Annotated in this window: 12 protein-coding genes; 6 read left to right on the top strand and 6 right to left on the bottom strand. The window is 70.3% G+C overall.

What is annotated here, in order from left to right; translation table 11 throughout:
* Positions 1-44: 44 nt before the first annotated feature.
* Both IE237_RS18190 and IE237_RS18185 read right to left on the bottom strand, forming a co-directional pair.
* Entirely contained in the window at positions 45-311 is a 267-nt protein-coding gene (locus tag IE237_RS18190) for a DUF397 domain-containing protein (RefSeq protein ID WP_189803059.1), read from the bottom strand.
* On the bottom strand, positions 308-1,183 hold the full coding sequence (locus IE237_RS18185; RefSeq protein ID WP_189803058.1) for a helix-turn-helix domain-containing protein: 876 nt from the start codon (positions 1,181-1,183) through the stop codon (positions 308-310). Before IE237_RS18185 ends, IE237_RS18190 begins: the two co-directional genes overlap by 4 nt.
* A 154-nt stretch (positions 1,184-1,337) precedes the next feature.
* Between IE237_RS18185 and IE237_RS18180 the strand changes: the two genes are divergently transcribed.
* From IE237_RS18180 to IE237_RS18170, 3 genes are all read left to right on the top strand, one after another.
* A complete protein-coding gene (locus IE237_RS18180) occupies positions 1,338-1,769 on the top strand; it encodes an ATP-binding protein (RefSeq protein WP_189803057.1) in 432 nt (143 codons plus the stop codon).
* 290 nt (positions 1,770-2,059) lie between these two features.
* The gene (locus IE237_RS18175) at positions 2,060-2,986 is read left to right on the top strand and encodes a helix-turn-helix domain-containing protein (protein WP_189803056.1); all 927 of its coding nucleotides are present in this window, start codon (positions 2,060-2,062) and stop codon (positions 2,984-2,986) included.
* A 4-nt stretch (positions 2,987-2,990) separates the two neighbouring features.
* The gene (locus tag IE237_RS18170; RefSeq protein WP_229842747.1) at positions 2,991-3,845 is read left to right on the top strand and encodes a hypothetical protein; all 855 of its coding nucleotides are present in this window, start codon (positions 2,991-2,993) and stop codon (positions 3,843-3,845) included.
* A gap of 75 nt (positions 3,846-3,920) precedes the next feature.
* Here IE237_RS18170 and aspS read toward each other — a convergent pair whose 3' ends face one another.
* The gene (gene aspS / locus IE237_RS18165) at positions 3,921-5,729 is read right to left on the bottom strand and encodes an aspartate--tRNA ligase (protein WP_189803055.1); all 1,809 of its coding nucleotides are present in this window, start codon (positions 5,727-5,729) and stop codon (positions 3,921-3,923) included.
* A gap of 170 nt (positions 5,730-5,899) precedes the next feature.
* On the opposite strand from aspS, the gene IE237_RS18160 reads away from it, so the two are divergent.
* On the top strand, positions 5,900-8,020 hold the full coding sequence (locus tag IE237_RS18160; protein ID WP_189803054.1) for a SpoIIE family protein phosphatase: 2,121 nt from the start codon (positions 5,900-5,902) through the stop codon (positions 8,018-8,020).
* 83 nt (positions 8,021-8,103) lie between these two features.
* The gene (locus IE237_RS18155; RefSeq protein WP_189803053.1) at positions 8,104-8,919 is read left to right on the top strand and encodes an MBL fold metallo-hydrolase; all 816 of its coding nucleotides are present in this window, start codon (positions 8,104-8,106) and stop codon (positions 8,917-8,919) included.
* Here IE237_RS18155 and IE237_RS18150 read toward each other — a convergent pair.
* The 3 genes from IE237_RS18150 to IE237_RS18140 all read right to left on the bottom strand — a co-directional run bounded on the left by IE237_RS18150 (position 8,916) and on the right by IE237_RS18140 (position 11,708).
* Positions 8,916-10,025 carry an AI-2E family transporter gene (locus tag IE237_RS18150; RefSeq protein ID WP_189803052.1) on the bottom strand — a complete coding sequence of 370 codons (1,110 nt, stop codon included), beginning with the start codon at positions 10,023-10,025 and terminating at the stop codon, positions 8,916-8,918. The two genes, IE237_RS18155 and IE237_RS18150, sit on opposite strands and share 4 nt — an antisense overlap.
* 88 nt (positions 10,026-10,113) lie before the next feature.
* The gene (locus IE237_RS18145) at positions 10,114-11,076 is read right to left on the bottom strand and encodes a pirin family protein (protein ID WP_189803051.1); all 963 of its coding nucleotides are present in this window, start codon (positions 11,074-11,076) and stop codon (positions 10,114-10,116) included.
* 125 nt (positions 11,077-11,201) lie between these two features.
* A complete protein-coding gene (locus IE237_RS18140) occupies positions 11,202-11,708 on the bottom strand; it encodes an SseB family protein (RefSeq protein ID WP_189803050.1) in 507 nt (168 codons plus the stop codon).
* 143 nt (positions 11,709-11,851) lie between these two features.
* On the opposite strand from IE237_RS18140, the gene IE237_RS18135 reads away from it, so the two are divergent.
* Positions 11,852-13,681 carry an acyl-CoA dehydrogenase gene (locus IE237_RS18135; RefSeq protein ID WP_189803049.1) on the top strand — a complete coding sequence of 610 codons (1,830 nt, stop codon included), beginning with the start codon at positions 11,852-11,854 and terminating at the stop codon, positions 13,679-13,681.
* Positions 13,682-13,768 lie beyond the last annotated feature (87 nt).

Below are 13,768 nucleotides of genomic sequence, written 5' to 3'. Positions count from 1 at the left end.
CGGGACCGAGGGATCCGGGCTCTTCACACGTGTGGGTTACGGGATCAGCCGGCCGTCGCGTACGAGACGAAGCCCGCCCAGGCACCGGGCAGGAACGCGAGCTGCGGGCCGCCGAGGCACTTGGAGTCGCGGACATGGACGGTGGCGGGGGTGGTGGCGACCTCGACGCAGGAGTCGCCCTCGTTGCCGTCGCTGTAGCTGCTCTTGCGCCAGGCGACCTCGACGCACGACTCGCCGTCGGTGCCGCCGCTGTAGCTGCTCTTGAACCACGCCAGTTCGGAGGCATTCCCGGCGGAGGCCTTGTGGATCATGTCTCTCCCAGCAGTTGCTCGATGAACGCCAGCGACTCCCTCGGCGAGAAAGCCTGCGCCCGGATGGTGCCATATCGCAGCTCAAGGATGCGCAGCTGCTTGGGATCGGTGATCGGCCGCCCGCTGAACGCGCCGTCGGAGCGCCCCACGGCCGTACCGTCCGGGAACTTCAGCAGCTCGATCCGGCCGTCCAGTCCCGGGTGGGCCTCAGTGTTCGTGGGCATGGCCTGAAGCGTGACGTTGCGCAACCGCCCCACCTCCAGCAGATGTTCGAGCTGCCGTCGCCAGACCATTGTGCCCCCCACCTGTCGACGCAACGGTGCCTCTTCCAACACGAAATGAATCGACGGAGCCGGGTCCCTCTCGAAGACCGACTGCCGGGCCACACGAGCGGCCACCATGCGCTCCACATCGTCCGGCGAGTACGGAGGCTGCGCCGCCTCGATCACGGCCCTTGCGTGCTCCGGCGTCTGCAGCAGACCGGCGATGATGTTGCACTCGTACACCCCGATCTCCACCGCCGTACCCTCCATCTTCGCCAACGCCCGCACCTTCTTCGGGTACCGGACCTTCGCCACGTCCTCCTTCATCGCCGAGAGCAGGCCACCCGCCCCCAGTACCTCGTCCGCCTTGTCCAGGAACTCGGGGCGCGGGATCCGCTTGCCGCTCTCGATCTTGTAGATGAGGTCTTCGCCGTAGCCGGTGGCCGTTCCCAGCTCGGCGGCCCGCATCCCCACCGACTCCCTCCGCAGCCTCAGCTGCCGACCCACGGTGGCGACCACGGCCACGCCCCAGTCGTCGTCCGGGTCGACCTCCCACCCCGGTTCGTCCGCCTCGGTCTTGAGCCGCTGTGCCGCACCATCCACCGACATACCGCACCCTTCCCTCGCCCCTTCGTGGCGCGACGCCCCTACCCGTGAAGAGGGTCCGGACAGCCCGGACAGCAGTGGACAAGCGCCGGACAGTCACCGTACGCATCGACGCCGTCACTGTTCACGCTAGGCGAGGGCCGCCACGCTCGGTGACGTGAATCAGAAGAACACCACCCAAGTACCCCTCTCACCAGCGCACTTCGGTGTCCTCCTCTCGCCCACCCCTCGTGGGGCCCGTCTCGCGCGGCTGCTCGCGGTGGAGTGGCTCCGGGACAGGGAGTTGCCGTACGGCGTGACTGAGGGGGCGACCCAGGTCGTCGCCGAACTGGCCGCGAACGCGGCGACGCACGGCCGGGTCGCCGGCCGGAGTTTCCGGCTCGTCCTGCAGTCGCGACCGGACACCCTCCGGATCGAGGTGGCGGACACCCGGGGCGAGGACCTCCCGCGCATCCAACCGGCCTGCCCCGGGGGCGACTCCGGGCGCGGGCTGCTCCTCGTCGAGGCGCTGGCCGACCGATGGGGCGTCGAGCTCGGTCCCGTGCCCCGGAAGGCCGTCTGGGCCGAACTCGACCTGCCACGCCCCTGACCTGCACGAAGGGTTGGTTCACCGAATCCCGCGAATCCGGTCTCCGGTCGGCTGGACGGTCTCCCAAGAAACGACCACCGGGAGAAAGAAACCGAACCAAACCCCACCCCTCCTCCCACTCACGCCCGTCTCACTCGCGAGGGTGAATATGCCCAACTCAGCTGGCTTTGGGGTGGGTTGCTTGATCTACGCTCTGCCCAACCGATCCGGACGCAGACATGCGTCGGCCCTCGCCGGGACGGCAATCCCAATGCGAGGGCCTGACCACCAAGGAAGTAAGCCCCTTCCCGATGGATGAAGAAAACCGTAGCGCCCAGGCGCCCGCCCTGTCCCGTAACGGGGCCAAGAACCACCCTTCCCGGGGTACTTCCTGCGGAGTGGTGCACGAGAACACCCGCCACGCCACTCACTTCACGGTGGTCGGCAACCACCTCGCACAGCACGCGGAGCTCTCGCTGACGGCGATCGGACTCGCGACCCACATCCAGTCGCTGCCGGCCGGATCGCCCGTGGACATCAGGTCGCTGGCCCGGCGCTTCCCGGAGGGCACGACACGGATCGCCGCCACCCTCCGCGAACTGGAGGCCCACGGCTACCTGCGCCGCACCAAAGAACGCACGGCGGCCGGTCGGGTCGTGACCCGCACGGTCTCCTGCAACCGCCCGGGCCGCACGGGCGGCGGCCCGCGACGCACGAGCGCCCCCTCGCCCCGTCCCGCCAAGGGTGACGGCCCCCCTCCGAGGCCCGAGGCGGAGCCTCCACCACGACGGCGCGAGCAGCGCGAACCCCGCCGACGGGCCGCCCTGCCGGCCGTTCCGCAACCCGCCTACCCCACCCCTGACCTGCTCCGGACGGCCATCGGCATCCTCTCCGGCCTCCGACACGCGGATCCCCGCCTGCTGATCTCCGAGAGCGACGCCGAGCACCTCGCACCAGGCGTCGTCACCTGGCTGGAACGCGAGTTCACCCCGGAGTCCGTCCACCGCGCCCTCACCACCACCCTCCCCCCGGAACCCCTCCACCGCCCCGCCGCCCTCCTGGCCCACCGGCTGACGGCCCAACTACCGCCCCTGCCGCCGTTCCGTCCGCCTGAGCAGCCTTCCGTCCGGCACCCCCTCCACAACTGCGACACCTGCGACCGCGCCTACCGGGGCCCGGAACCGGGCGCGTGCAACGACTGCCAAGCGGAGGAATCCCATCGTCAGCGCACCCCATGAGGCGATGCACCGGATCTTCCGGCACGACCCCCGACTGTTCAGCCGTCTTTCCGACCTGCTCGGACTTTCTCTCCCGCCCCCGATCGAGATCTCTCTCCTGCCCACCGACCTGACCGAGGCGAGTCCGGTCGAACGAAGAGTGGACACCCTCCTGCGGCTCGACACAGAGAGGGACGGCTCTCTCCTCCTCGCCATCGAGGCGCAGGGAAAGAAGGACCCGGCCAAACCGGCGAGCTTGGCGTACTACACCGCCTACCTGTGGACGAAGTACCGGCTTCCGACGGCGCTGCTGGTCGTGTGCCAGGACCGGGGCACCGCCGAATGGGCCGGTCGGCCCGTGGCCAGCGGGCCGCCGCACATGCCCACCCTCACCGTTCAGCCCATCGTCGTCGGCCCCCACAACATGCCGGTGATCACCGATCCGGCAGAGGCCCGGGCCGACCTGGCACTGGCCACTCTGTCGGCCCTCACGCACGCGGGCGATCCGGACATCGGTGCCATACTGAAAGCCCTGTCCAGCGCGCTGCGGGACGTCCCCGAGGACGTCGCGGACCCGATCATCGAATTCACCGCTCAGGGGCTGGGCAACCGCCCTGCCAGAGAAGTCTGGAGGAATCTGGTGGCCGTGGACCTCTCCTTCTACACCTCCTACCTGTCCGAAGAGCTCCGGGACGAAGGCCGAGCCCAGGGCAATGCGGACGCCATACTGATCGTGCTGGAGCAGCGTGGACTCGCGGTGTCCGACTCCGTGCGGGAGCGGGTCGAGGGCTGCAACGACCCCGAGACGCTGCGCCGGTGGCTCGTACGCGCCGTCACCGTCGCCACCGCCGAGGCGATCTTCGCGGAGGACGACGCGTAGCCATCGCGGCTCACACACATCAGAAGGGCCCGGAACCCCTGGGGATTCCGGGCCCTTCCGGCCATCAAAGAACTCCTACCGCGCCGCGTCCGGGTGGACCGCGTCCGTGATGTCCGTGGTCTTCTTCTCGACCGGCTTGCGGAGCTGGATGTTCAGCTCGCGCAGGCGGGACTCGTCCAGCTCCGTCGGGGCGCCCATCAGGAGGTCCTGGGCGTTGCCGTTGAGCGGGAAGGCGATCGTCTCGCGGATGTTGGGCTCGTCGGCGAGGAGCATCACGATGCGGTCGACGCCCGGGGCGATGCCACCGTGCGGCGGGGCGCCGTACTCGAAGGCGCGGAGCATGCCCGCGAACTCGGACTCGACGGTCTCGCGGGAGTAGCCCGCGATCTCGAAGGCCTTGAACATGATCTCGGGCTCGTGGTTGCGGATCGCGCCCGAGGAGAGCTCGATGCCGTTGCAGACGATGTCGTACTGCCAGCCGAGGACGTCCAGCGGGTCCTGGGTCTCCAGGGCCTGGAGGCCGCCCTGCGGCATGGAGAACGGGTTGTGCGAGAAGTCGATCTTGCCGGTCTCCTCGTCCCGCTCGTACATCGGGAAGTCGACGATCCACGCGAAGCGGAAGACGTTCTCCTCGAACCGGCCGGCGCGCTTGGCGGCCTCGACCCGGACCGGGCCCATGATCTTGGAGACCTCGTCGAACTCGCCGGCGCCGAAGAAGACGGCGTGACCGGGCTCCAGGCCCAGACGCTCGGCGAGGACCTTGACGTTCTCCTCGGTGAGGAACTTGGCGATCGGGCCGGTGAGGGCGTTGCCCTCGCCGACGCGGACCCAGGCCAGGCCCTTCGCGCCGAGGGAGACCGCGAAGTCGCCGAGCTGGTCGAAGAACTTGCGCGGCTGGTCACCGGTGTTCGGGACGGCGAGCGCGCGGACGTGCTTGCCGGCGAAGGCCTTGAACTCGGAGTTCTCGAAGACGTCGGTGAGGTCGACGAGTTCGAGGTCGGTGCGCAGGTCCGGCTTGTCGTTGCCGTACTTGAGCATCGACTCGCGGAACGGGATCCGCGGGAACGGGGAGGTGACGTGGCGGCCGCCGCCGAACTCCTCGAAGAGCTCCGTCATGAGCTTCTCGATCGGCTGGAAGACGTCCTCCTGCTCGACGAAGGACATCTCGACGTCGAGCTGGTAGAACTCGCCCGGCGAACGGTCGGCGCGGGCGTCCTCGTCGCGGAAGCAGGGCGCGATCTGGAAGTACCGGTCGAAGCCGGAGATCATCAGCAGCTGCTTGAACTGCTGCGGCGCCTGCGGCAGCGCGTAGAACTTGCCCGGGTTCAGGCGGGACGGGACGACGAAGTCGCGGGCGCCCTCGGGGGAGGTCGCGGCGAGGATCGGGGTCGCCATCTCGTTGAAGCCGAGGGCCACCATCTTGGAGCGGATGGAGGCGATGACGGCGGAGCGCAGCATGATGTTGCGGTGCATGCGCTCGCGGCGCAGGTCGAGGAAGCGGTACTCCAGGCGCCGCTCCTCGTTGACGCCGTCGTCGGCGTTGATGGTGAAGGGGATCTGCTTGGCGGCGCCCAGGACCTCGACCTCGAGGGCCTCGATCTCGATCTCGCCGGTCGGCAGCTCGGGGTTGACGTTCTCCGCGCCGCGGGAGACGACCTTGCCGTCCACGCGGACGACGGTCTCCTTCGTCAGCTTGTCGAGCACCTCGGCGGCGGGGGTGCCGGGCCGGGCGACGAGCTGCGTGATGCCGTAGTGGTCGCGCAGATCGATGAAGAGGATGCCGCCCAGGTCGCGCCGATTGTGCAGCCAGCCGCTCAGCCGGACGTCGGTGCCGACGTCAGAGGCGCGGAGCTCGCCGCAGGTGTGGGACCTGTACCGATGCATCGTCGTTCATCCAGTCTTCGGGATCTCGGGTGAGGGACGCCGCCCTGTGGCCCCTGTCACGGATGTCACAGGACACGAGGGCAGACCCACCCAGAGTACCGGCCGGGCCAAGATCGGATTTCGAATACTCTCGGTGGCGACCTGCTGTCCGATATTCATAAAGTGGGGCAATGCGCACCGAGGACGTCCTGGCCGCGATCGCGACCGGCCTGTGGCGCTGGGACAACGCGTCCGGGATCGTCACGCTCGACGCCGAGGCCGCCCGGCTGCTGGGGCTGCCCGCCGAACCCGTGCGGCTCACCGAGGCGGCCGTACGGTCCCGCTTTCATCCGGTCGACTGGAACGAGATCGACGGGGTCGTCAACCTCGCCGTGGCCGAGGGCACCCTCGCCGAGGCCCGGCTGCGGATCATGGACGAGCACGGACGGGTCCTCCGTACCGTACGGAGCAGGTCGAAGCCGCTCATCGAGGGGAACGACTACCAGCTGGTCGGCACCCTCCAGGAGGTCGCCGAGCAGCTGCCCGGCACCGCCGCCCGCACCCCCATCACCGGCGACTGGCGCCGCTCCCGGGAGGCCTTCCTCCTCGACGCGGGGCGGGCACTCGCCGAGGCGCGGTCGACGGCCGAGGTGCTGCGCGTGGCGGCCTCCCTGTCGATGCCCGGATTCTCTCCGGACGGGCTCGCCGTCTTCGGCGTGGCGGGCGAACGGCTGACGGTGATCGGCCACCACGGGCACAGCGAGGGCGACGAGGGGCCGTTCACGTCGATGTCGCTGGACACGGACTATCCGGCGGCCGAGGTCGCACGGACCGGGCGCGCCATCTACCTCCCGACGCCCGAGGAGTACCTGCGCCGCTTCCCCATGACCTGGCCGCTCGCCCAGCGCTTCGGGCGCCGCTCCTGGGCCTTCGTGCCGCTGGTCGTCGCCGGGCGGACGATGGGCGCCTGGATGGCGGCCTTCAAGCACCCGGTGGCGTTCACTCCCGACGAGCGTTCGGTGCTGACGACGGTCGCGCGGATGCTCGCGCAGGCCCTCGCACGCGCGGGCGTGGCCGAGTCCGAGCGCGAGCTGTCGCTCGGCCTCCAGCGGACGATGATGCCGGTCCTCGGGCCGGGCATCCCCGGCATCCAGGTCGCCGCGCGGTACGTGCCGACCGGCGGCGGGCTCCAGGTCGGCGGCGACTGGTACGACATGATCCGGCTGCCCGGCGGCACCTCCCGCACCGGCGGGCGCGGCGCGGGCCGGATCGCCCTCGTCATCGGCGACGTGCAGGGGCACGACGTGCGGGCGGCCGGTCTGATGGGGCAGCTGCGGATCGCCCTGCGCGCGTACGCCTCCGAGGGCCACCGCCCGGACGCGGTCCTCTCGCGCGCCTCCCGCTTCCTCTACGGGATCACCGACGGGGACGACGGGGAGGAGAGCGGCGGGCCCCGCTTCGCGACCTGCCTCTATCTGGAGGTCGACCTGGAGACGGGCACGGTCGACATCGCGCGGGCGGGGCATCCGGACCCGGCGGTACGGATGAACGACGGAACGGTTCTGCTGCGGCCCACGGCCGGCGGGCTGCCCCTCGGCATCGACCCCGACACGGACTACCCCACCACCCGGCTCACCCTGGACCCCGGCGAGACCCTGATGATCTGCACCGACGGGCTCCTGGAGACCGGCGGGCACGACCTGGACAGCGGCTGGGAGCGGGTCAGGGAGCTCCTGGAGTCCCACGACGGCGAGGATCTGGAGCGGCTCGCCGACGCCCTGGTGGAGGCCGTCCACGGCCCCGGCTCGCACCACACGACGGGTCCGCTCGCCGACCGCCGCGAGGACGACATCGCCGTCCTGCTGCTCTCCCGGCGGCCCGCCGGCACCGTCCGGGAGGCCCCGCGCCGCACCCTGATGACGATCGCCCAGGCCGAGCCGGAACGGATCGCCGAGGCGCGCCAGCAGGTCCGGCAGCTGCTGCACGACTGGTCGGACGAGGACCAGCTCGACTCGGCGGTCCTGATGGTCTCCGAGATGGTCACGAACGTCCTCGTCCACACCGACGGCGACGCGCTCCTGGTGGCGGAGGTGGCCTGCGGCGAGAAGGCGCGGCGGCTGCGCGTGGAGGTCTCCGACGGGAGCGACGAGCTGCCCCACAAGCGGCATCCGGGCGAGATGGCGTCGAGCGGACGCGGCCTGGTCCTGATGGAGATGCTGGCGGACGCGTGGGGCGTCGACCCGCGGGGCGAGGGCAAGGCGATCTGGTTCGAGCTGAACGAGACCCCCACGGGGGACGCCTGCCGCGCGTAGGCGGGCGCCGCCGGACGGGCGGGCCCCGGACCTCCGGAGGACACTGGTCTCGTACGGCCGCCGGGGGGACCACGGAGTACGCCATGGACACGCACAAGGTCGGCAGCGACACCACGGTGATCGCCGACAGTCTCGAAGCCCCGGGCGTCGGGCACATCCCCGCCAACGCCTACGTCCTCACCGCCGCCGAGCCCGTGGTCGTGGACACCGGGCTCTCGGTCGAGGACCGCGACTTCGTCGCCGCGCTCGGCGGCGTCATGGACCCGGCCGACGTGCGCTGGATCTGGCTCACCCATCCCGACCGGGACCACACCGGCGGGATCTTCGACCTGCTCGACGCCGCCCCACGCGCGCGCGTGATCACGACCTTCCTCGGCATGGGCATCATGATGACCGAGCGGCCGCTGCCCCTGGACCGGGTGTACTTCCTCAACCCCGGCGAGTCCCTCGACGTCGGCGACCGCACGCTGCACGCCTTCCGTCCGCCGCTCTTCGACAACCCGGCGACCGTCGGCTTCTACGACGACCGCACGCGGATCTGCTTCAGTTCCGACTGCTTCGGCGGCCCGATGCCGAGCGCCGAGATCGCGGAGAGCGGGCACGCGAGCGACCTGAAGCCGGAGGAGCTGCAGCGGGCCCAGCTGCTCTGGGCGACGCTCGACAGCCCGTGGGTGCACCTCGTGGACCCGGAGAAGTACCGGGCGACGCTCGCGCCGCTGGCCGAGATGAACCCGGAGATCGTGCTGTGCACGCACCTGCCGCCGGCCGTGCGGATGACCGACCGGATGCTGCGGACGATCGCGGGCGCTCCGGACGCCGACCCGTTCGTGGGGCCGGACCAGGCGGCGCTGGAACAGATGCTGGCCTCGTTCGAGCCGGGCGGGCTGACCGCGGCCTAGGGTTCCTCGTTCGAGCCGGGCGGGCCGGCCCCGGCCTGGGGTTTCTCCTCCGAGGGCGGTGGTGGTGTCCCGTACCGCGTCCGCAGTTCCCCCAGGATCCCCGTCGCCGCCGCCGTCAGCGGTACGGCGAGCAGCATGCCCAGGACGCCCGCGACGGACGCCCCGGCGGTGATCGCGAGCATCACGACGGCCGGGTGCATCTGCACGGTCCGGCTCTGGACCATGGGCTGGAGGACGTTCCCCTCGAGGACCTGGACCGCGAGGACGATGCCGAGGACCCAGAGCGCGATGACGAAGCCCCGGTCGGCGAGGGCGACGAGGACGGCGACGGCGCCGGAGAGGAAGGCGCCGAGGTACGGGATGTAGGCGGTGACGAAGACGAGCGCGGCGAGCCCGACCGCGCCGGGCACGTCGAGGACGACCAGGCCGATGCCGATGAGGACGGCGTCGACGAGGGCCACGAAGGTGGTGCCGCGCATGAAGCCCTCGACGGCCTCGAAGGCGCGGCGCGCCATGGCCTCGACGAGGTCGCCGGTGGTGCGGGGGGCGAGGGAGCGCAGGGCGCCGGCGACCCGGTCGGAGTCCTTCAGGAAGAAGAAGATGAGGAGCAGCGCGAGGACGGCGGTGGCGAGCATCTGGCCGACGATGCTGACGCCGCTGATGACCCCGGAGGCCGCGGTCCCGCCGAACTTCTCCAGGAGGACCTTGGCGTTCTTCGCGAGGTCGTCGAGGGAGGTCCCGGCCGCGCCGAAGTGCTTCGCGATGTCGAGGGCGGCCTGCCGGAGCGAGGCGACGATCTGGTCGCCGGTGTCGATGAGGGCGAGGACGACGATGTACGTGGCACCGCCGACGACCACGAGGACGGCGACGACGGTGAGCGCCGCGGCGAGCCCCTTGCCGACCTTCATCCGCAGCAGGCGCCGGTAGAGCGGCCCGAGGAGGGCGGTGCCGAGGATCGCGAGCAGGGCGGGGGTGACGGCCGTCTTGAAGACGACGCAGAGCCAGATGAAGACGGCGGCGACCCCGGCGGCGAGGAGCAGGACGACGCACCAGGCGGCGAACCGGCGGGCGGGTTCGGGGAGGAGGGGCGCTCGGCTCGTCTGCACCCGACCACCGGACCACGCCCGTCGGCGCGTCGTCGCGCGCTGACGGGCCGTACGGGTGACGGCCCGTCAAGCGGCGTACGGGCGGGTGTTACTCGCCCATGCCGTGGACCGCCGGGATCGTGCCGAGGCGGCCCGCCTGGAAGTCCTCGAAGGCCTGGCGCAGTTCGGCCTGGGTGTTCATGACGAACGGGCCGTAGTGGGCCATGGGCTCGCGGATCGGCTGCCCGCCGAGGAGGACGACCTCCAGGTCCGGGGTGTTGCCGTCCTGCTTCTCGTCGGCGCGGACGGTGAGCGCGCCGCCCTTGCCGAAGACGGCGGTCTGGCCGGTGTGGACCGGCCGCCGGTCCGTGCCGACGGTGCCGCGGCCGGCGAGCACGTACGCGAGACCGTTGAAGTCCTCGCGCCAGGGCAGGCTGATCTCGGCGCCGGGGCGCAGGGTGGCGTGGATCATCGTGATCGGGGTGTGGGTGACGCCGGGGCCCTCGTGGCCGTCGAGCTCGCCGGCGATGACGCGGAGCAGCGCGCCGCCGTCCGGGGTGGTGAGGAGCTGGACCTGGCCGCCGCGGATGTCCTGGTAGCGGGGGGCCATCATCTTGTCGGAGGCGGGGAGGTTCACCCAGAGCTGGAGGCCGTGGAAGAGGCCGCCGCTGACGACGAGGGACTCCGGCGGGGCCTCGATGTGGAGGAGGCCGGAGCCGGCGGTCATCCACTGGGTGTCGCCGTTGGTGATGGTTCCGCCGCCGCCGTTGGAGTCCTGGTGGTCGAAGGTCCCGTCGATGATGTAGGTGACGGTCTCGAAGCCGCGGTGGGGGTGCCAGGGCGTGCCCTTGGGCTCTCCGGGCGCGTACTCCACCTCACCCATCTGGTCCATCATGATGAACGGGTCGAGGTACTGGTAGTTGATCCCGGCGAACGCGCGGCGGACCGGGAATCCCTCGCCCTCGAAGCCCGAGGGAGCCGTGGTGACGGCGAGGACGGGGCGGGAGACGGCGTCGGCCGGGGCGGCGACGCGCGGCAGGGTGAGCGGGTTCTCGACAGTCACAGCGGGCATGACCGGACCTCCTAGGTGCGACCTTGTACGTCCACTTTAGTTGAACACTGAACTTTCTGCCACCCAGAACGCGGAACGCCCGGGAGGAATTCCTCCCGGGCGCTCTCCCTTGTGTCCAGCCTCCGTCAGCCGTACATCCGCCGCATCGCGAAGTCGACCATCTGCTCCACGGCCTTCGCGTCGAAGACCATGCGGTGGTCACCCTCCATGTCGAGGACGAAGCCGTAGCCGGTGGGCAGCAGGTCGATCACCTCGGCACCGGTGATCACGAAGTACTTCGACTCCTTGCCCGCGTACCGCCGCAGCTCCTTGAGCGAGGTGAACATCGGGATCACCGGCTGCTGGGTGTTGTGCAGGGCCAGGAAACCGGGGTTGTCGCCCCGCGGGCAGTAGACCTTGGAGGTCGCGAAGATCTGCTGGAAGTCCTCGGCGGCCAGGGTGCCGGTCGTGAAGGCGCGCACGGCGTCCGCGAGGGAGGGCGGCGAGGGCTCCGGGTACAGCGGCGGCTGCTGCTGGGCGTATCCGCCGCCCTGCATACCGGCCTGCATGCCGGCCTGCGGCGGCGCGTACTGCCCCTGCGGAGGCGGCGCGTACTGCTGCTGGGCACCCGGGTTCTGCTCGTAGCCGTACATGGGCCATGAGCCTACTGCGTCACAGATGACCCGAAAGGGGTTGCTCTTATTACCGGTGGGTAGCATCATCGTAGAGAGCGTGTTGCTACTCGCTGGTACGTGTACGAGGAACCTGCCTCCCCGAGCCTTACGGAGCCGTCGCCATGGGCCACTACAAGTCGAATCTCCGCGACATCGAGTTCAACCTCTTCGAGGTCCTCGGCCGCGACAAGGTCTACGGCACCGGTCCGTTCGAGGAGATGGACGTCGAGACCGCCAAGAGCATCCTCGACGAGATCCGCCGTCTCGCCGAGAACGAGCTCGCGGAGTCCTTCGCCGACGCCGACCGCAACCCGCCGGTCTTCGACCCGGAGACCAACACCGCCCCGGTCCCCGCCACCTTCAAGAAGTCGTACAACGCCTTCATGGAGTCCGAGTACTGGCGCCTGGGCATCCCCGAGGAGATCGGCGGCACCGTCTCCCCGCGCTCCCTCATCTGGGCCTACGCGGAGCTCCTCCTCGGCTCGAACCCGGCCATCTGGATGTACTCCTCCGGCCCGGCCTTCGCCGGCATCCTCTACAACGAGGGCAACGAGGCGCAGAAGAAGGTCGCGCAGATCGCCGTCGAGAAGCGCTGGGGCTCCACCATGGTCCTCACCGAGCCCGACGCGGGCTCGGACGTCGGCGCCGGCCGCACCAAGGCCATCCAGCAGGAGGACGGCTCCTGGCACATCGAGGGCGTCAAGCGCTTCATCACCTCCGGTGAGCACGACATGGAGGAGAACATCCTCCACTACGTCCTCGCCCGCCCCGAGGGCGCCGGCCCCGGCACCAAGGGCCTCTCCCTCTTCCTCGTCCCGAAGTTCGAGTTCGACTGGGAGACCGGCGAGCTGGGCGCGCGCAACGGCGTCTACGCCACCAACGTCGAGCACAAGATGGGCCTCAAGGCCTCCAACACGTGCGAGATGACCTTCGGCGACCAGCACCCCGCCAAGGGCTGGCTGATCGGCGACAAGCACGACGGCATCCGCCAGATGTTCCTCATCATCGAGTTCGCCCGCATGATGGTCGGCACGAAGGCGATCTCCACCCTCTCCACGGGCTACCTCAACGCCCTGGAGTACGCCAAGGAGCGCGTCCAGGGCACCGACCTGGCCAACTTCATGGACAAGGCCGCGCCCAAGGTCACCATCACGCACCACCCCGACGTCCGCCGCTCGCTGATGACGCAGAAGGCGTACGCCGAGGGCATGCGCTCCCTCGTCCTCTACACGGCCTCCGTGCAGGACGCGATCGCGGTCAAGGAAGCGGCCGGCGAGGACGCCAAGGCGCTCCACGGCCTGAACGACCTGCTCCTCCCGATCGTCAAGGGCTACGGCTCCGAGAAGGGCTACGAGCAGCTCGCGCAGTCGCTCCAGACCTTCGGAGGCTCCGGCTTCCTCCAGGAGTACCCGATCGAGCAGTACATCCGGGACGCCAAGATCGACACCCTCTACGAGGGCACCACGGCCATCCAGGGCCAGGACTTCTTCTTCCGCAAGATCGTCCGCGACCAGGGCGCCTCCCTGAACGCGCTGTCCGAGGAGATCAAGAAGTTCCTCGCGGTCGGCACCGGCGGCGAGGAGCTGGCCGGCGCCCGCGACGCGCTCGCCAAGGCCGCCGTCGACCTGGAGGGCATCGTCGGCAAGATGATCACCGACCTCACCGCCACCGGCGAGGACGTCAAGAACATCTACAAGGTCGGCCTCAACACCACCCGCCTGCTGCTCGCCTCCGGCGACGTCGTCGTCGGCTACCTGCTCCTCAAGGGCGCGGCCGTCGCCGCCGAGAAGCTGGCCGCCGGCGCCACGGGCAAGGACGTCGCCTTCTACCAGGGCAAGATCGCGGCCGCGAAGTTCTTCGCCGCCAACATCCTGCCCGGCGTCTCCGCCGAGCGCGCGCTCGCCGACACCGTCGACGGCTCGCTCATGGACCTGGACGAGGCCGCGTTCTAAGACGCGCTTCGTCCTGAGAGCACGGCCCGTCCCCGGGGAGGGGGGCGGGCCGTTCTGCTGCCCGGGACCGCCCGCGTTCCGTTCCCC

This window comes from Streptomyces tanashiensis, from assembly GCF_014648895.1.
In the GTDB taxonomy this organism is placed as follows: domain Bacteria; phylum Actinomycetota; class Actinomycetes; order Streptomycetales; family Streptomycetaceae; genus Streptomyces; species Streptomyces tanashiensis.
Note: the sequence above shows the minus strand (reverse complement) of the source record. Positions and strands in the feature narration are given on the sequence as shown.

What these genes read in the sequence shown, in the direction of transcription:
- IE237_RS18190 (WP_189803059.1), bottom strand. Translation starts at nt 311, where the DNA reads ATGATCCACAAGGCCTCCGCCGGGAATGCCTCCGAACTGGCGTGGTTC.
- IE237_RS18185 (WP_189803058.1), bottom strand. Translation starts at nt 1,183, where the DNA reads ATGTCGGTGGATGGTGCGGCACAGCGGCTCAAGACCGAGGCGGACGAA.
- IE237_RS18175 (WP_189803056.1), top strand. Translation starts at nt 2,060, where the DNA reads ATGGATGAAGAAAACCGTAGCGCCCAGGCGCCCGCCCTGTCCCGTAAC.
- IE237_RS18170 (WP_229842747.1), top strand. Translation starts at nt 2,991, where the DNA reads ATGCACCGGATCTTCCGGCACGACCCCCGACTGTTCAGCCGTCTTTCC.
- aspS (WP_189803055.1), bottom strand. Translation starts at nt 5,729, where the DNA reads ATGCATCGGTACAGGTCCCACACCTGCGGCGAGCTCCGCGCCTCTGAC.
- IE237_RS18160 (WP_189803054.1), top strand. Translation starts at nt 5,900, where the DNA reads ATGCGCACCGAGGACGTCCTGGCCGCGATCGCGACCGGCCTGTGGCGC.
- IE237_RS18155 (WP_189803053.1), top strand. Translation starts at nt 8,104, where the DNA reads ATGGACACGCACAAGGTCGGCAGCGACACCACGGTGATCGCCGACAGT.
- IE237_RS18145 (WP_189803051.1), bottom strand. Translation starts at nt 11,076, where the DNA reads ATGCCCGCTGTGACTGTCGAGAACCCGCTCACCCTGCCGCGCGTCGCC.
- IE237_RS18140 (WP_189803050.1), bottom strand. Translation starts at nt 11,708, where the DNA reads ATGTACGGCTACGAGCAGAACCCGGGTGCCCAGCAGCAGTACGCGCCG.
- IE237_RS18135 (WP_189803049.1), top strand. Translation starts at nt 11,852, where the DNA reads ATGGGCCACTACAAGTCGAATCTCCGCGACATCGAGTTCAACCTCTTC.